We start from the raw sequence: 18,137 nt of genomic DNA on the forward strand, positions 1-18,137 counted from the left end.
GGGGGAAAATGACCATGATCTTTGGCAGGGGCACATCACATTGGCGAGGGGGTGGTGCCGGCCGGCACCGCTTCGGCCGGCTGCTGGTGCAGTCGCTGGCCCTCGCGCTCGTCGCACCTCTGGGCGCGGCGCAGCTGGCCCAGGCCGCGGAGACCTCCGGCCTGGGGCGGCCCGACGTGCCCAAGTCCCGGGTGAGCAAGGTCGAGACGGTCGACGGCCTCGGCGCGAAGGAAGCCCGGCAACGGGTCACCCAGGACAACAAGGCCAACAAGGCGCAGGCCGATCGGGCCCGTACGGAGCAGAAGGCGGTCTGGCCCGGGGAGGGCGAGGCCAGTCTCGCCCTCGCGGTCGGCAAGGCGGGGAAGGCCGAACCGGCCGGAGTCCCGGTCACGTTGGCGCCGTCCTCCGGGGACAAGTCCGCGGCGGCGGGTACGGCTCGTGTCACCGTGCTGGATCAGAAGGCCGCTCGTGCGGCAGGCGTCACGGGTGTGCTGCTGACCGCCGAGGCGGACACCGCGGGCAAGGCCGAAGTGAGCGTGGACTACAGCGGTTTCTCCTCGGCCCTGGGAGGCGGCTGGTCGCAGCGGCTGCGGCTGGTGCAGCTTCCCGCGTGCGCCCTGACGACCCCGGAGAAGAGCGAGTGCCGCGCCCAGCGTCCGCTCGCGTCGGACAACGACCCGGCTCACCGGTCGGTTTCGGCGGAGGTGAGCATCGCCGAGTCCACGGACGGTGCGTCGACCCAGCTCATGAAGGCCGCGGGCAGCGCGGCCCCGACCGCCACCGTGCTGGCCGTCACCGCCACCGCGGCCGGGTCCGGGGAGTCGCCCAAGGGCACCGGAAACTACTCGGCCACCCCGCTGTCGGACTCCTCGTCCTGGGAGTCGGGCGGCAGTTCGGGCGCGTTCACCTGGTCGTACGACTTCACCCTGCCGCCCGCGGCGGCCGGCCCGCTGCCGCCGCTGTCGCTGTCGTACGACTCGGGCAGCGTCGACGGCCGCACGGCCACGTCCAACAACCAGGGCACGTCGGTCGGTGAGGGCTTCTCGCTGACCGAGTCCTACATCGAGCGCACCTACGGCTCGTGCGACGAGGACGGCCACGAGGACATCTCGGACCTCTGCTGGAAGTACGACAATGCGCGGCTGGTGCTGAACGGCAAGTCGACGCGGCTGGTCAAGGACGACGATGACGGTCAGTGGCGGCTCGAGGGCGACGACGCCTCGAAGGTGACCCGGTCCAGCGGCGCGGACAACGGCGACGACAACGGCGAGTACTGGACCGTCGTCACCGGCGACGGCACCAAGTACGTGTTCGGTCAGAACAAGCTGGACGGCGCGGACGCCCAGCGCACCAACTCCACGGCGACCGTGCCGGTGTTCGGCGACGACTCGGGTGAGCCGGGCTACTCCGCGGGCGACGCCTTCGGCGACCGCTCGCTCACGCAGGCCTGGCGGTGGAGTCTCGACTACGTCGAGGACCTGCGGGGCAACGCGGCCACCTACTGGTACACGAAGGAATCGAACTACTACAAGAAGAACAAGGCCGAAACCGCCAACGCCTCCTACGTTCGCGGCGGTTACCTGGACCGGATCGAGTACGGCCTGCGCAAGGGCGCCCTGTTCACCGACAAGGCGGACGCGAAGGTCACCTTCGGCTACGCCGAGCGCTGCACCGCCTCGGACTGCTCCTCCCTGACCAAGGACACCGCCGACAACTGGCCGGACGTGCCGTTCGACGCGATCTGCGCCAAGGACGACGACGAGTGCAAGGCGGTCGGCCCGGCCTTCTTCTCCCGCAAGCGGCTGACCGGGATCGACACCTTCTCCTACAACGCCACCGCTGCCGCGTACGACGCGGTGGACTCCTGGGACCTGGTCGAGCAGTACCTGGACGGCGGGGACATCGGTGACAGCTCGGACCAGGTACTGACCCTGAAGTCGCTCAAGCGGACCGCGAAGGCGGATGCCACGAGCGTCGCGCTGAACCCGGTGTCGTTCACCTACCAGATGCGTCCGAACCGCGTCGACGGCACGGACGACATCCTGCCGCTGACCCGGCCGCGGATCTCCACCGTCGTCTCGGAGACCGGTGCGATCACGACGGTGACGCTGTCGGCGGCGGAGTGCGTGCGCAGCCAGGTGCTGGGCGCGGCCCCGGACACCAACACCCGTTCCTGCTATCCGCAGTTCTGGCACATCAACGGTGGCGAGGACGCCTCGATCGACTGGTTCCAGAAGTACCGGGTGCTGGCCGTCGGCGTCTCCGACCCGACCGGCAACAACGAGGCGGTCGAGCACGCCTACTCCTACAGCGGCGCCGCCTGGCACTACGGCGACGACCCGTTCGCGCCGAAGGCCGAGCGGACCTGGTCGGAGTGGCGCGGCTACGCCCAGGTGACCGCGTGGACCGGCGCGGCGGGCGTGACCCGCTCCCGCACCGTCTCCCTCTACCTCCAGGGCATGGACGGTGACGAGAAGAGCGACGGCACCGCCAAGTCCGTCTCCGTCGCCCCCTTGTCGACGCCCGCTCTCGGGGCCGCAGCCATCACCGACAGCGAGCCGTACTCGGGGCAGTTGCGCGAGCAGGTCACGTACGACGGCTCCACAGCGATCTCGGCGACCGTGAACGACCCCTGGTCGCAGGAGACCGCCCGCCAGAGCGTGTCCGGCGCCGGCGACCACGTCGCCCGCTTCGTCCGCCCGCAGAAGGTGCACAGCTACACCTACCTGACGGCCTCGCAGACGTGGCGCGAGCGCCTGACGAACACGACCTACGACAGCTACGGCATGCCCGTCACGGTCGACGACTCCGGGCAGGTCGGCAAAGCCTCGGACGAGACCTGCACCCGCACCTGGTACGCCCGCAACGCCGACGTCGGTCTCACCGGCCTGACCGCCCGCACCCGCACGGTCGCCCGCAGCTGCGCGACCGCGGACGCCTCGCTCGCCCTGCCCGCGACGATGAACCCGGCCGCCCCCGAGCGGGGCAGTGTGCTCTCCGACGTCGGCACCGTGTACGACACCGCGAACGCCACCACTTGGTCGGCGGCCCAGAAGCCCACCAAGGGCCTGGCGACCTGGACCGGCCGTCCCACCGGCTACACCGCGACCGCCGACACGGCAGGCGACCGGCTCCCGTCCGGCTGGCAGACGGCCACCACCACGACGTACGACACCCTGGGCCGCACCCTCAAGGTCACCGACGCGGTGGGGAACCCCACCAGCACCGCCTACACGCCCGTCGACGCGGGTCCGCTGACCAAGACCATCACCACGGACGCCAAGACGTACAACACGGTCACCTTCCTCGACCCGCGTCGCGCGGTGCCGCTGCGCACCTACGACGTCGGTCTCAAGAAGACCGAGATGGCCTACGACGCCCTCGGCCGGCTCACCGACGTGTGGCTGCCCAACCGGACGAGCGGCAGCCAGACCCCCAACCAGAAGTACGCGTACCACACGGACAGCGCCAAGCCGTCCTGGGTGTCGACCTCGACGCTGAGGAAGGACGGCGACACCTACAAGACCACCTACACGATCTACGACGCGCTCCTGCGCCCCCTGCAGACCCAGTCGCCCACCCCTGAGGGCGGCAGGCTGCTGACGGACACGCGCTACGACACGCGGGGGCTGGCCTACGAGACGTACGCCGACATCTTCGACAACACCAGCACGCCCAACGGCACGTACACGCGGGCCGAGTACGGCGAGGCGCCCCAGCAGACGGGGACGGTGTTCGACGGGGCGGGCCGTGCGACGACCAGCACCCTGTACACCTACGGCATCAAGAAGTGGGCCACCAGCACCAGTTACACGGGCGACTCGGTCGCGACCACGGCCCTGGAGGGCGGCTCGGCACAGCGCACGATCACCGACGTCCGCGGCCAGGTGACGGAGACCCGCGAGTACGCGAGCACGAGCCCGGCCGACGCCGCCTACGGCGGCAGCGCCGGCGCCTCGTACACGTCCATGAAGACGGACTTCGCCCTCGACGGCAGGAAGATGACGCTCACCGGCCCCGACGGCGCCAAGTGGATGTACGTCTACGACCTGTTCGGCCGTGAGGGCATCAGTACCGACCCGGACAAGGGCGTGACGCTCACCGAGTTCGACGCCCTCGACCGCCCGGTCAGGACGACGGACGCGCGCGGCACGGCCGTCGTGACCGACTACGACGTGCTGGGCCGGACCACCGGTACCTGGAAGAACTCCAAGACGGACGCCAACCAGCTCACCGGTTTCGTCTACGACACCCTCGTCAAGGGGCAGCTCACCTCTTCCACCCGCTACGTGAACGGCAAGGCGGGCGCGGCCTACACACAGGCCGTCACCGCCTACGACAGCCTGAACCGACCCACGGGTACCGAGCTGCAACTGCCGGACAGCGACCCGTTCGTGAAGGCGGGCGCATCCGCCACGCTGGCGTACGAGACCGGGTACAACGTCGACGGCAGCAAGAAGTTCAGCCGTGAGCCGGCCGTGGGCGGCCTGTCGTCCGAGATCGTCGAATACGGATACGACGACGTGGGCGACGTGACCTCGGTCGGCGGCGCGACCGGATACCTGCTGGACGTGGACTACTCGGCGCTGGCGCAACCGCAGCAGTTGACCCTGGGCACCGGCGGCACCGGCAACAAGAGCGTCTACGTGGCGAACACCTATGAGGAGGGCACCGGCCGCCTGACCAACAGCCATGTCACCGACCAGACCCACGGCTACATGCTCCAGGACCTCACCTACACCTACGACCAGACCGGCAACGTCACCGCGATCAGCGACCCGACCCTGCTGGGCGGCACCGGCTCCGCGGAGACCCAGTGCTTCACCTACGACGGTCACCAGCGCCTGACCGAGGCCTGGACGCCCGCCTCGCAGAAGTGCAGCGACACCAAGAGCGCGTCGAGCCTGTCGGGCCCGGCCCCCTACTGGTCCACCTACTCCTACAACGCCGCGGGTCAGCGGACCGCTGAGACGGTCCACAAGAGCACCGGCGACACCAAGACGACGTACTGCTACCCCACGACCCTCACCGCCCAGCCGCACACCCTGACCGGCACCACGACCAAGACCGACTGCGCCGCCCCGGAGCGTTCCTACGACTACGACAAGTCCGGCAACACCTGGCACCGCCCCGGCGCGAGCGGAACCCAGAGCCTGGAGTGGTCGCCCGACGGCAAGTTGAGCAAGCTCACCGAGGGTGGCGTGGCGACCGACTACCTCTACACCACGGACGGCACCCTGCTGATCCGCGGCACGCAGAACGGCGAGCGCGTCCTGTACACCGGCGCCACCGAACTCCACCTCCGCGCCAACGGCACCACCTGGTCGCAGCGTTACTACGGTGCCGAGGAACTGACGGTCGCCGTCCGCTCCAACCAGTCGGGCACCAACAAGCTCACCTACCTCACGGGTGACCAGCACCAGACCTCGACGCTGGCGCTCAACCCGGACACCGGCCAGACCTTCACCAAGCGCTACACCACCCCCTTCGGCGCCGATCGCGGCACGACGTTGAACGGGCCCTGGCCGGACGACAAGGGCTTCCTCGGCAAGACCCGGGACACGACATCGGGCCTGACCCACATCGGCGCCCGTGAATACGACGCGTCCATCGGCCAGTTCATCAGCGTCGACCCGCTCCTGGAATCCGGCGAACTCCAGAGCCTCAACGGCTACACGTACGCGGTGCAGAACCCCCTGACCCACAGCGACCCCACCGGCCTGGGCCTCGCCTGCGGCGGCAACGGCGACGACACGCCCTGCCCGACCCGCCCGGACGGCACCCCCGGCAACGGCCGCCCCAACGAGGCCGTCGACTACTCCAAGCCGCAGTCGCCCCACCCGTGCAACAGCAACTGCGGCACGGCGAGCGGCGACACGTGGACGCGACAGGACGAGTTGGGCCGTCGGGCCGCGGCCGCCTACCGCGAGCAGCTGGTGCTCAACCCGGAGGTCATCCTCAACCCGAACGCCACCCAGCTCACGGCCATGTGGTTCATGGGTGTCACACCGTCCGCCTACTACTTCGACAAGAACGACAAGATGACCCAGGCCGTCCAGGACCACATCTGGATGCAGGTCGTGCGCACGTTCCTCTCGCACCGCAAGAACACGAAGATAGGGCAGACCATCAAGGGGCTCGACTACAAGACCAAGTACGGCGCGGCCATGAACGATCTTCCCCTCAAGGGAATGATGGTGGGCGAAGTGTCCGACGCCCTCATGCAGCTCGCCGGTGACAACGACCCGGACACGGCGGCGGGCGCCACCCGCGCGGTGCTCGGCTCCTTCAACATGAAGGCGACCGTGACCGGATACAACAAGCTGAACCGGCGGGGAACGGTGCAGTTCGAGATCACACAGAAGATGACCGTCGAGTCACTGACCCGCGGGGTGTCGAAGGAAGGGTACGAGAGCGGAGCGAAGGACCCGATGGCGTCGGGCATCTCCAACACCGCCCGCGCGGTCTTCCCCGGCGGCCAGAAACCGTTGTCGATGACGTTCCGATGGACCGAGACCGTTCCGATGCCGGCGCCCGGCCGGTGAGCTGATCACTCCGGCGCGCTGCTCGCGGCCAGCCGCTCCTGGAGCCGCGCGTGCCGGAACTGGTAGACGGGGCCCGTCGCCCGCAGCAGATTGCGGCGACGGGCGTCCTCCAGGAAGTGCACCAGCCGTACGGGGGTGCCCTCCTCGTGGTGGAGCTGTACGGCGGTGAGGGCGGTGGCGACGGCGAGGTTGCCGGCGAGGACCGAGGTGGCGCCGGTCCACAGCAAGGCGGTGAGGGCGAACATCGCGCCCATGAGCGGGAATTGTGCCCAGCCGATCAAGGGTCCGATGTACAGCCCGAGGGCGAAGCCGGTCACCAGACCCAGGAAGAGGCGCAGCCCCATGTGGTGCCGCCACACGTCCCGCGGTCCCACCGACCGGGTGTCCACCACCGGGGGCCGCGCATAGCTCTCGCGCACCTTGTCGTAGCGCCCCGCGCCCACCGAGAGGAAGGGGGCGCGGGAGACGATCTCGTAGCCCCGGCCCGTGACCATCACCTCGCTGAAACCGAGCGGCAGAGTGACCAGGTACCAGAGCCAGAACGGCGGGGCGTGGTCCATCAGCAGGGGTACCAGCAGGCAGAGCATGGTGCCCACGAACATCCACTGCCACAAGCCCGCCCGCACCGTCTCCTGGGTGAAGATGTCGCGCCAGCCGGCGCTCGACAGCGGTTGCGGGACGCCGAGTTCCGCGACCCGGCGGGCGATCCCGTAGCCGCCCGCGATCGCCGAGAGGACACCGGTCACGACTATCGGCGGCGTCGGCGTCAGGCTCCAGGCCAGGATCGCTCCGGGCGGCCCGCACACCACCGCGGAGACGATCCACACGGCGATCATGCGGGGCCGGTGGTCCGTCCAGCCCGGTATGTGCCACCACCGCAGGTCACGGGAGTTCTCCTGGGTGAGGTGCCCGGCGATGTAGCGGAGGGTCCGTTCGGCGGTCTCGGGGGAGTAGGAGGGACGGGGGTGTCCCGGGCGTCGGGTGTAGGCGGCGACGACCGCGTGATCGAGGAGGTGGTTCTCGATGGCCGCCGGCGTGGGAAAACGGGCGGTGTCGAGCAGCTCGTCGACGGGATCGTCGTCACCGTAGACATCACGGACCAGAGCGATGGCGAGCGGTCCGGCGAGGGCGGCGGCCAGCGGCCCGGCGGTGGGCGAACCGGTCTCCGTGAGGAGCCGCCCGGTGAGCTCACGCCAGGCGGCGGACGGCGCGGAGGGCAGCCGGTTCAGCAGATACCCGGCGGCGTCGGCGGGCCGGACCGGCTGGATCTCCACCGCGAGGGCGCCGCCCAGCCGGGCCTTCTTCGCGGTGAGCACCGCCTCCCTGGCCCGCGACACCAGCACCAGCCGGAACGGCGCCGTCTCCAGCGCGCTCACCATGGCCCCGCGCAGTCGGCCGGTGACCTCGTCGAGGCCGTCGAGGAAGAGGGAGATGCGCCCCTGTTCGAGCAACTGACGCGCGCGGCCCCGCCCTCCCTTCCCGTGGAAGAGGGTGTACTCGCGGGTCAGCCGGTCGGCGGCCCAGTCGACGGCGGTCTCCTCGCCGGGGTTCCACCCGTCGAGGGAGAGCAGCACGGGCACGGGCACGCGAGCCCGGTCGGAGGGTGCGGCCCGCGCGGCCCGATGGGCGAGCGCGTCGAGGAGCAGCAGCACGGCGGCCGCGGTCTTCCCGGCGGCCGGCGGCCCGACGAGCAGCAGCCGTCCGGAGGCCAACCCGCCGTATACGGCGTGCAGTTCGGACAACCCGCCGCCGTCACGGAGCTGTGTCCGGGTGGTCGGTCCGATCCCCGGCAGCGGCCCGAACCGCGCCCGAGCCGCCCCCTCCGCGGTGGCTGCGACGACCCTGCCCGCCACCTTGCGCTCACTCACCCGCCACCGCACGGGCAGCGGCGCGGGGTCGAGCAGCCGCCGCAGCCCGGCCTCCTCCTGCCACTGCGCGCCGACGACACGCGCGAGCTCGTCGGCGGTGGTGTCGAGGGGGTCCACGGTGGTGGGGCCGGTGTGGGTGATGTGGTGATGGATGTTCTGGGTGTTGCGGTCACCGACCTGGAAGGTGGTGGGCCCGTGGAAGGCGTTGTCGTAGACGGAGTTCGCGTCGCGCGGGCCTCCGTCGCCGAGGTCCGACTCGGCGCTGCCGTTCTCGGGACGGGGGTCGCTCATCCGCCGGACCCGAAGTGGTTCTCCTGCCGGTTGTGATCGCCGGTCTGGACGGCGGTGGGCCCGTGAAAGGTGTTCCCGCTGACGGCGCCGCCCTGCGGCCGGTCATCTGCGCCGAACTCCTTGGTCAGCTGGACGAGTTGCTCGACGAGCCGATCCCGCTCCTCCTGCGCGAGCGCCTCCAGCAGCGAGGCGAACTCCCCTTGCCACAGCACCGCGTGCACGGCCCGCACCCGTTCCCGCTCACCCTCGTCGACGGCGCCGAGCACGGCCGCGGTCCGATCGAGCCGGTCCAGCGCCTCACGCTCGGCGTCGGCATCCCCCCGCCCGACGAGCCGAGCGCACCGCACCCGGAACCAGGCCCAGCTGTCCGCCCCCGCCGACTGCACGACGGCCATCCCCCCACCGGCCGCGGCCGCGGTCAACGCCTCGCTCAGCATGTTCCGTCCCCTCCCCGTGGGCACCCCGGCCCGCTGAGTACGCGCACGGGACAAAACGCATGGTACAGACGGCAGTTGGGGGTGACGGAGCGTTCTGATCACCGGGAGGGGGGAATCACGGCATGGTCGGGGAGAGGGTGTCGGGGAAGACGGTGTCGGGGAAGACGGTGTCCGGCAAGGCGGCGGTCGCGCTCGCGAACGCGAGGGCGTGGTGCGTGCGGCGGACGCCGGTCTTCTGGCTGACGCTCTCGGTGCTGTCGTGCGTGGGCCTGTTCCTCACGTGGTTCTGGGGAGCGTGGTCCGGCGGCCTGGACGTGGCGGAGACGTGCGCGCTCCGGGAGGGCCAGAAGTACGACGACGCCTACCGCAAGGAGCACTGGCGTGAGCCGTCGCGGGTCTTCCCGCTGCACAACAAGTGCAACGCCTCGTACGACCTCGTGCCGTTCTGGGTCAACCCGATGCTGGTCCTGCTGGCGTTCCTCGCCGTGGCCGGCCTGATCGCGGCGGTCTGGGCGACGGCCGTCCGGCTGCGGCGGCTCTGGCAGCGGCGGCGGCCGACCTCGGCGCTCTGAGCCGCCGACGGCCGTAACTGCGTCAGCTCACCCTCGTCCGGCGGGCAGGTCGGCGGACGGGCGTGCGGAGTCCCGCCGGCCACCCACGAGGCTTCGCAACCGACGTTCCGCGGGGTGTTCGACGCAGTGATAGGCCAGCGCCGCGAGGGTGAGGCTGACGACCAGCACCCCCGCCCAGAACACGACCGTCTCGCCGCCGGGCGCGGGCTTGCCCCACTCGAAGACGGCCACCCGGATCACGATCTCGTGGAGGAGATACCAGGCGAACGACCAGTGCCCCAGCCGGATCATCCAGGCCCCGCCCAGCCCGGTCCGCCGCCCGTCGAGGTCGGCACGGGCTGCTGCCCAGATCAGGGCCGCGAAGAGGGGCGCGGAGAGCAGCTGGGAGGCGGAGTAGGGGCTGTACCAGACGGCGTCCGGCACCGCGCCCGACCACGGAATCAGCACCAGATGCCAGGCGACGACGAGCCCGACGGCCACCGGCAGCGACACGGGCGACCGCCACCCGTGTTTGAGCGCGAGCCCGGTCACCACTCCGAGCACGAACTGCAGGGAACGGGTCAGCGGCAGATAGTCGAGCGCCCAGGTGCGCGTGGTGGCCGACGCCCCGGACAGTGCGGGCCACAACAGCAGAGCACCGAGGCTGACCCCGACCGCCGTCCACCCCCACACCCTGGCTCGCCGCTTGGCAAGCACGGCCAGCAGCACGGGGAAGATCAGATAGAACCAGGCCTCGTCACTCAGCGACCAGGCGGCGGGGTTACCCCCGGTGAAGATGACGGGCTGCGGGAACCAAGCGTGCACGAGCAGCAAGGTCGCGCCCACCGCCTTGACCGACACGGCCCGGTCCATGACCGCCCACCACACCCCGACGGACGCCCCGACACTGACGGCGAGCAACGGCCAGATCCGCGCGAACCGCCGCCACAGAAACACCCGCGCGGACACCCCCGCCCCGTCGTAGGTCCAGGCGAGCACGACCCCCGACAACACGAAGAAGAACGTGACCCCACTACGCCCGTACCAGACGACATCACTGACCCCCGGCACGATCCCGACCTGCCGCGACAGGTGATACAGCACGACAAGCAACGCGGCCCAGAACCGCAGCCCGGTGAGGGAGGGCAGACGGTCACGGGTGGGGGCCGGGGTGGGGGTCAACGGGGTCCTTCATCGTAGAAAAGCGCGAGACTAACATCTTGGTTCGACGGCGTGGACGGCCGGTTGGGTAGTGAAACGTTGGTGCGTCTCGTCTCGTCGCTCCGGGGGCTTGGGGGCTTGGGGGCTTGGGGGCTTGGGGGCTTGGGGGCTCGCTCCCGGAGAGCGTTCGCTTCCGGTCGGCCGAGGTTGAGCCGGCCCGGCTTGCCTGTTCGCTCCTTGACTCGAGATCGACGAGTTCGTGGCGCCCCCGGGACAGCACAGCGCCCGGTACGCCAGGCTGCTCGTGACGGATGCGGCGGGGGACGGGTTCGCGGTCTGCGGGTCGCTGCTTATCAACGAAGGCTGAGGTTCTCGCACTCCAACCAGGGCCGCCCTCCTGGTTGCTGCTGCGGGATTCCATGGGGGGGGGGGGACATGCGTCGCTGGGAAAAGGCGTTGCTGGCGGTCGACCGGGTCTTGGGGACGGGTGAGCCGCCTACGCGGCTGGAACTGGCGGCGGCTCGCCATCCCGTGCGCGTCGGGGTGACGAGCGGAACTGTGATGGCAGTGGCGTTTGCTGCGGCCTTGTCCGGCTTCGACGACCCCGTGATCCTGTTTCAGGCGACCCTGCTCGGTGCGGGGCTGGGGCTGCTCGGCTGGGCGGCGTGCCGCAATGCGCGATGGCTGCACGCCTATTACACGAGGACGGGTAGATACGAGGAGGTGCGGCAGAAGGCGCTACGGGCAAAGCCCCTCTCGCGGCGCGCGGTGATTCTACGGATCCTCGGCGCGTGGGCGGTCACATCAGGGATGTTCTGGCTGATCGCTCCCCATAAGGACCTTCCCAGGGGTTGGCTGTGGTCTCCCGCTTTCGGGGCCGGGCTCCTGGCGTTTGTCCACGCGGCCGCCTTGCTGAAGCAGAAGCGTTCTCGCCGGCAATTCCTTGTGGTCACGGCTACGAATTTGGATGATCAAGCGGTTCGAGTGACGACACGTGAAGATTTCGTCGCATTCCTCGCTGCCGCTCTGGCTGACCTACGGGATCGACCTGAGGAGTGGGAGAACCGCACGCTCGAGAACTTCCTTGAGGCATGGGGGGCCTGGGTGGGTTCCCTGCCCGGATGGTGCGAGAACCACGGCAAACAGACTCCGGATCAGCCCGACTGGAACCTCTTGGCCGCCATGGTCATGGCGGCACGAACATACGAATGAGTCACAGCGGCACTCGCTCGGTTCCATCGAGGGCACAGGGTTTGCTGCCCTGAGCTCGTAACGGGAGCATGGGTGGGCCTTCTTGAGGCGTCGCCGGCAGATGAGGCTGCATGCCAGGGAGACGAAGGCGTCGTGGAGTTCGAGGCGTCGTTCCCATCGGATGGCGAGGCGTTGGAACCGGTGGAGGAGGGCGAAGGCCTGCTCGACGACGTAGCGGAGTGTGTGACGCTCCGCCTGTCGTTCGCGAAGTCCAGCCGTGTGGCGTGCCTGCTACCGGTCGGCCGCGAGGAAGTCCTCCAGGATCTCGACAAACCGCGTCGGCTGCTCCTCGGCCGGGTAGTGGCCGCAGTCGTCGAGGACGACCTCCGTGATGTCGTCGGCCGCCAGCCGCATCGTCTGGGCGGCATTCGCGCCACTCCACAGCGCGCCGCCGACGGCGAGCACCGGCAGCGTCAGCCGGGTCTTGCCGCGCTGCTCGTTCTGCGCGATCGTCTCGTCCAGCGCCCGGTAGTACGCGAAGCTCGCCCGCAGCGCGCGAGGATCCGTGGTGATCGCGTCGACGTAGACGTCGACGGCGTACGCGGGGATCGCGGTCGGCGTGGCGGCCTTGGTGGCGAACTGCCAGCCGAAGAAGAGCCGCTCCCGTCCCCGGACCAGTTCCTCGTTGAGGTCGGTGAGCCGGTTGAAGCCGAACTGCCAGAGCTTCAGGTTGACCGCGGCCGGGCCGAAGAACGGCGGGGACGGCGTGAGACCGGGGATCACTGCTTCGAGTATGGCGAGTCGGCCCACCCGCTCGGGGTGATCGGCGGCGAGGGCGTATCCGGTCCACGTACCGATGTCGTGGCCGACCACGTCGAACCGGTCGTGCCCGAGCGCGGCCATCAACGCGACCAGATCTGCGGCGAGCGTGCCGGCGTCGTATCCGTCGTCGGGCTTGTCGGAGAGCCCGGCCCCGCGCGAGTCGACGGCGACGACGGTGTGCCGGCGGGCGAGCGCGGGCATCACCTCCCGCCAGGCGTACCAGGTCTGGGGCCACCCGCCGATCAGCAGCAGCGCGGGGCCGTCCCCGCCGGTGACCGCGTGCAGTCGTAGCCCGTTCACCTCCACGAGCCGGCTGGTGAAGACGTCAAGGAATCCGTCAGGCAGTCGCAGCGAACGCAAGCTTGTCATGCTGGCGACCATACCCATCTTTGAACGATCGGTACAAGATGTGTAGGCTGACGGACCATGGCAGGCCGCAAGCAATTCGACGTGGACGAGGCGCTACGACGTGCGATGCACGTCTTCTGGCGCTGGGGCTATTCGGAGGCCTCGATCGATCGCCTGACCGAGGGCACGGGCCTGGGCCGGGGCTCGCTCTACGGCACCTTCGGCGACAAGAGCGCCCTCTTCCGCAAAAGCCTCCAACGGTACGCGCAGACCTACCACCCGCTGTACGAGCAGGCACTGTCCGGCCCCCACCCGAGCCCGAGCGCCGTTGTGGCCTCCTTCCTGCAGGTTGCCCTGAACCGCATCGCCGACCCGACGGTCCCGGATGGCTGCCTGCTCACGGTGTCGGCAACGCAGTTCCCGGCCCTCGACGCGGAGGGCCGGGCGATGGTCCGCGCCATGATCGACGGTCTGCGGGCGAGGTTGGAGCAGGCGTTGCTGGCGGCGGGGGCCGGTGAGCCGGAGGCGTCAGAGCTGGCGTTGTGCACGCTGGCGACGAACAAATCTCTGGCGGTGCTGAGCCGCGCCGGCTTCTCGGGCGAAGACCTGGCAACCGTCGCGGCAGCCGCCGCCAAGAACGCCAAGGCTCTGCCGAATCGACCGGCCGAGCCGTCAGGGCCGCGATAGGCGGGAACGGCTCCGTCGCCAATGGATCTGCAGAGACCTTGGGGCGGCCGGCGGCTCGGCAGGAAGTGACTCGGCACAGCCCTCACGGGGGCTGAGCCGACCCGACGAGATCGCCCCACCGGGGGAAGAAGCTGACCTGAGCCGCCTCGGTCTTCGGGCTCTTGGAGCTCGTAACAGGAGCATGGGTGGGCCTTCTTGAGGCGTCGCCGGCAGATGTGGAGTGCCCTTCCCGTCGCAGATCAGATGGTGTTTGCTGCCAGTCTTCCGCCGGTCGACCGGCGACGGACCGGTCGCGTCTCCCCCTTTTTGGCGCGGACGTGGGAGCCGTCCACGCACGCGCGGGTCCAGTCGAGTTCGCCGGCCGTGTTCAGCGCCGCGAGCAGGATGCGGTGGAACCGGTCGAAGGCGCCTGCCTGCTGCCAGCGGTCCAGGCGCCGCCGGCAGGTCTGCCCCGGAGGCCGCTCGGGCCGAGGCGGCAGCAACGGCTCGATCAGCGCCCACAAGTCGTCGGGCCACGATCCACGGCCGAGTCGTCACACCCACCCGAACGATCAGAGCGTCACGACAGTCACGCCCGACCAGGACCGCTCAACAAGATCGTGTCACCTGTGCCCTGACGGCCGTTTGCTGCTCCAGCTCCAAGACCCCGGCGGGCCCGATCCTCGCGATCGAGCCCGCCGCGTTCTCGACGTTCCTCGCCTGGACCGGCGGTGGAGCTACAGGCGCTGAATGATCGTGCCGGTCGCCAGTGCGCCGCCCGCGCACATGGTGATCAGGGCGAACTCCTTGTCCGTGCGCTCCAGTTCGTGCAGGGCCGTCGTGATGAGGCGGGCGCCGGTCGCTCCTACCGGGTGGCCGAGGGCGATCGCGCCGCCGTTGACGTTGACCTTGGTCAGGTCCTGGTCGAAGACCTTCGCCCAGCTCAACACCACTGACGCGAAAGCCTCGTTGATCTCGACGAGGTCGATGTCCTTCAGGGTCATGCCCGCCTTGCCGAGGACCGCGCGGGTCGCGTCGATCGGGCCGTCCAGGTGGAAGTGCGGGTTCGCGCCCACCAGGGCCTGGGCGACGATCCTCGCCCTCGGCTTCAGCTTCAGGGCGCGGGCCATGCGTTTCGACGCCCACATGATCGCCGCCGCGCCGTCGCTGATCTGCGAGGAGTTGCCGGCCGTGTGGATCGCCGTCGGCATGACCGGCTTCAGGCGGGACAGCGCGTCGAGGGAGGTGTCCCGCAGGCCCTCGTCGCGGTCGACCAGGCGCCACATGCCCTGGCCGGCCGCCTGTTCGTCCTCCGTCGTCGGGACCTGGACGGCGAAGGTCTCGCGCTTGAAGCGTTCCTCCGACCAGGCCGCCGCCGCTCGGTCCTGGGAGAGGAGGCCCAGGGCGTCCACGTCCGAGCGGCTCAACCCCCGGTGGCGCGCGATGCGTTCAGCCGCCTCGAACTGGTTCGGGAGGTCCACGTTCCACTCCTCCGGGAACGGTTTCCCGGGGCCGTGCTTCGAGCCCGAGCCGAGGGGGACGCGGGACATCGCTTCCACTCCGCAGCTGATGCCCACGTCGATGACGCCCGCCGCGATCATGTTCGCCGCCATGTGGCTCGCCTGTTGCGAGGAGCCGCACTGGCAGTCGACCGTCGTCGCGGCGGTCTCGTACGGGAGGCCCATCGTCAGCCATGCTGTCCGTGCCGGGTTCATGGACTGTTCGCCGGCGTGGGTCACCGTGCCGCCGACTATCTGTTCCACGGCGTCGGCGGGCATGCCGGTGCGGCCGAGTAGTTCGCGATAGGTCTCGCCCAGGAGATAGGCGGGGTGCAGGTTGGCGAGCGCGCCGCCGCGCTTGCCGATGGGGGTGCGGACTGCTTCCACGATCACGGGTTCGGCGGCCATGGGTGCGGATCCCTTCGGAACTAGTACGTGTTCTAGTTCTCTGCTGTGTGCAGTCTGCTTACGTGATGTGCGTCACCGCAAGGGTCTTGCAGCCTCGAGGGTCCTGAACTACCTTCACGGCAATCTGTTTCTGATGAACCGTCAGATCGCATCGTCAGATGGCTGGAGCCGCCGATGCCCTGTCCAGCGCTTCCCGACGGGTTCGACTTCACCGATCCCGACCTGCTGCAACACCAAGTGCCGCTACCGGAGTTCGCCGAGTTGCGCGGTGCCGAACCGGTCCGCTGGATCCCTCAGACGGGCAATGTCGCCGGCTTCCAGGACGAGGGGTACTGGGCGGTGACCCGCCACGCGGATGTGAAGTACGTTTCCACCCACCCCGAGATCTTCTCCTCCTACCTCAACACCGCGATCATCCGGTTCAACGAGCACATCGAACGGGATTCGATCGACGCCCAGCGGTTCATCCTGCTGAACATGGATCCGCCCGAGCACACGCGCGTACGGCAGATCGTGCAGCGCGGGTTCACGCCCCGGGCGATCCGGGCGTTGGAGGAGCGGCTGCGCAACCGGGCCACGGCGATCGTCGAGAGCGCCCGTGCGCAGGACGGTTCCTTCGACTTCGTCACGTCCGTCGCCTCGGAGCTGCCCCTGCAGGCCATCGCCGAACTGATCGGCGTGCCCCAGGACGACCGCTCCAAGATCTTCGACTGGTCCAACAAGATGATCGGGTACGACGATCCCGAGTTCGCCATCACCGCCGAGGTCGGGCAGCAGTCCGCCGCCGAGATCCTCGCGTACGCCATGAACATGGCCGCCGAGCGGAAGCAGTGCCCCGCTCACGACATCGTCTCGACGCTCGTGGCCGCCGAGAACGAGGGCAACCTCAACTCCGACGAGTTCGGGTTCTTCGTGCTGATGCTGGCCGTGGCCGGGAACGAGACGACCCGGAACGCCACGACCCACGGGATGCACGCCTTCCTCACCCATCCCGAGCAGTGGGAGCTGTACAAGCGGGATCGGCCCGGCACCGCCGCCGAGGAGATCGTGCGGTGGGCCACCCCCGTCATCGCCTTCCAGCGGACCGCCACCCAGGACACCGAACTGGGCGGGAAGTCGATCAGGAAGGGGGACCGGGTCGGGCTCTTCTACTCCTCCGCCAACCGCGACCCCGAGGTGTTCGAGCGGCCCGACGAGTTCGACGTCACCCGGGATCCGAATCCCCACCTCGGCTTCGGCGGCGGCGGGCCCCACTTCTGCCTCGGCAAGTCACTCGCCGTGCTCGAGATCAACCTCATCTTCAACGCCATCGCCGATGCCCTGCCCGACCTGAGGCTCGTGGGAGACCCGCGCCGGTTGCGGTCCGCCTGGATCAACGGGGTGAAGGAACTCCGGGTCAGCGCGGAGTGACATGCGGCGGCCGGGAGCCGAGCCGTCGCGCTCCCGGCCTGCTTCCGGTTCGCCCCCGGGCCGCTTCCGGTCTGCGCCGGGTCTGCGCCCGGTCTGCGCACGGGCCTGCCTCCGGCCTGCGCACGGCCCGCTTCCGGCCCCTCACCTGCTACTCCCGGCCGGACGCCGTCAGCGCCAGTGCTCCCACGACCACCGCCCCGACCAGCAGCGGGACGGCGATGCCGTAGCGGAGTACCAGCCAGGCGCCGAGTGCCGCGCCGACGACCATGGCGATCACCGACGCCGTACGCCGGGGGGAGCGGTTGCCCGCGCCGCCGCCCGCCCGGGAGTCCGAGGCCAGGCCGGTGAGGGTCATCGTCAGGACGGTGGTCGTGAGGTCGGCCACGCCGAGCTTGCGTACGGTCGCGTTGCGCAGGCCCATCGCGAACGCGGTCAGGGTGATGACCGCGTAGACGGTGACGGGGGCGTCGTCCGGGGCGGCGAAGGCCACCGCTGCCGAGATGCCCACCAGTACCGCCTCCGCCGCCAGCGTCATCCTCGTCCACCTGCGGCGGGAGCCGGCCCCCAGGCGGCGGGACGTCCGCCCGCCGACGACCGCGCCCACCAGGAAGCAGGCCAGCGAGGTCACCGTGTGCGGGACGGAGAAGCCCGGGGCGCCGGCCGCCGCGAAGCCCAGCACGACGACGTTGCCGGTCATGTTGGCGGTGAAGACGTGGCCGAGACCCAGGTAGCTGACCGCGTCGATCAGGCCGCTGACCACCGTCAGGGCGAGCAGGACGGGGACCAGGGGGACGCCCCGTGTTTCGGCGTCCTGGGTGGGCTCGGTCGTCATCGGGTCAGTGGATCACGCGAAGGTGAGAAATCCCGAAGGCGGGAAACGCCGAAGGCGGCGGCCCCGGGGATCGGGGGCCGCCGCCTTCGACGGTACGGGGGCGCTTGT

General features: G+C 69.8%; 12 protein-coding genes. 5 read left to right on the top strand and 7 right to left on the bottom strand.

What is annotated here, in order from left to right:
- Nucleotides 1-14 precede the first annotated feature (14 nt).
- Nucleotides 15-6,545, top strand: coding sequence for an RHS repeat-associated core domain-containing protein (locus OHU34_RS29495; protein ID WP_405769084.1), 6,531 nt, complete (start codon nt 15-17; stop codon nt 6,543-6,545).
- A 5-nt stretch (nt 6,546-6,550) separates the two neighbouring features.
- Here OHU34_RS29495 and OHU34_RS29500 read toward each other — a convergent pair whose 3' ends face one another.
- Nucleotides 6,551-8,704, bottom strand: a complete 2,154-nt coding sequence (locus OHU34_RS29500) for a hypothetical protein (protein ID WP_405769088.1) — start codon at nt 8,702-8,704, stop codon at nt 6,551-6,553.
- The gene (locus OHU34_RS29505; protein ID WP_142264014.1) at nt 8,701-9,141 is read right to left on the bottom strand and encodes a hypothetical protein; all 441 of its coding nucleotides are present in this window, start codon (nt 9,139-9,141) and stop codon (nt 8,701-8,703) included. Before OHU34_RS29505 ends, OHU34_RS29500 begins: the two co-directional genes overlap by 4 nt.
- Before the next feature lie 122 nt (nt 9,142-9,263).
- Between OHU34_RS29505 and OHU34_RS29510 the strand changes: the two genes are divergently transcribed.
- The gene (locus OHU34_RS29510; protein WP_200839665.1) at nt 9,264-9,713 is read left to right on the top strand and encodes a hypothetical protein; all 450 of its coding nucleotides are present in this window, start codon (nt 9,264-9,266) and stop codon (nt 9,711-9,713) included.
- Between the two features lie 27 nt (nt 9,714-9,740).
- Here the strand turns inward: OHU34_RS29510 and OHU34_RS29515 are convergent, their stop codons facing one another.
- Nucleotides 9,741-10,874, bottom strand: coding sequence for an acyltransferase family protein (locus OHU34_RS29515; RefSeq protein WP_405769091.1), 1,134 nt, complete (start codon nt 10,872-10,874; stop codon nt 9,741-9,743).
- A gap of 414 nt (nt 10,875-11,288) precedes the next feature.
- Here OHU34_RS29515 and OHU34_RS29520 point away from each other — a divergent pair, with 414 nt between their 5' ends.
- The gene (locus OHU34_RS29520) at nt 11,289-12,065 is read left to right on the top strand and encodes a hypothetical protein (RefSeq protein WP_230195977.1); all 777 of its coding nucleotides are present in this window, start codon (nt 11,289-11,291) and stop codon (nt 12,063-12,065) included.
- A gap of 270 nt (nt 12,066-12,335) precedes the next feature.
- Here OHU34_RS29520 and OHU34_RS29525 read toward each other — a convergent pair whose 3' ends face one another.
- Nucleotides 12,336-13,235: an alpha/beta fold hydrolase gene (locus OHU34_RS29525; RefSeq protein ID WP_230195978.1), complete on the bottom strand. Its 900-nt coding sequence runs from the start codon at nt 13,233-13,235 to the stop codon at nt 12,336-12,338.
- Between the two features lie 57 nt (nt 13,236-13,292).
- On the opposite strand from OHU34_RS29525, the gene OHU34_RS29530 reads away from it, so the two are divergent.
- The gene (locus OHU34_RS29530) at nt 13,293-13,901 is read left to right on the top strand and encodes a TetR/AcrR family transcriptional regulator (protein ID WP_230195979.1); all 609 of its coding nucleotides are present in this window, start codon (nt 13,293-13,295) and stop codon (nt 13,899-13,901) included.
- A gap of 239 nt (nt 13,902-14,140) precedes the next feature.
- On the opposite strand, the gene OHU34_RS29535 is transcribed toward OHU34_RS29530, so the two are convergent.
- Nucleotides 14,141-14,404 carry a hypothetical protein gene (locus OHU34_RS29535; protein WP_405769095.1) on the bottom strand — a complete coding sequence of 88 codons (264 nt, stop codon included), beginning with the start codon at nt 14,402-14,404 and terminating at the stop codon, nt 14,141-14,143.
- A 213-nt stretch (nt 14,405-14,617) separates the two neighbouring features.
- Nucleotides 14,618-15,787, bottom strand: a complete 1,170-nt coding sequence (locus tag OHU34_RS29540; protein ID WP_142264009.1) for a steroid 3-ketoacyl-CoA thiolase — start codon at nt 15,785-15,787, stop codon at nt 14,618-14,620.
- A gap of 174 nt (nt 15,788-15,961) precedes the next feature.
- Here OHU34_RS29540 and OHU34_RS29545 point away from each other — a divergent pair, with 174 nt between their 5' ends.
- Nucleotides 15,962-17,197, top strand: a complete 1,236-nt coding sequence (locus tag OHU34_RS29545) for a cytochrome P450 (protein ID WP_142264008.1) — start codon at nt 15,962-15,964, stop codon at nt 17,195-17,197.
- Nucleotides 17,198-17,345: 148 nt separating this feature from the next.
- Here OHU34_RS29545 and OHU34_RS29550 read toward each other — a convergent pair whose 3' ends face one another.
- Nucleotides 17,346-18,029 carry a YoaK family protein gene (locus OHU34_RS29550; RefSeq protein WP_405769098.1) on the bottom strand — a complete coding sequence of 228 codons (684 nt, stop codon included), beginning with the start codon at nt 18,027-18,029 and terminating at the stop codon, nt 17,346-17,348.
- Nucleotides 18,030-18,137 lie beyond the last annotated feature (108 nt).

Source organism: Streptomyces sp. NBC_00080, from assembly GCF_045041255.1.
GTDB lineage: Bacteria > Actinomycetota > Actinomycetes > Streptomycetales > Streptomycetaceae > Streptomyces > Streptomyces coriariae.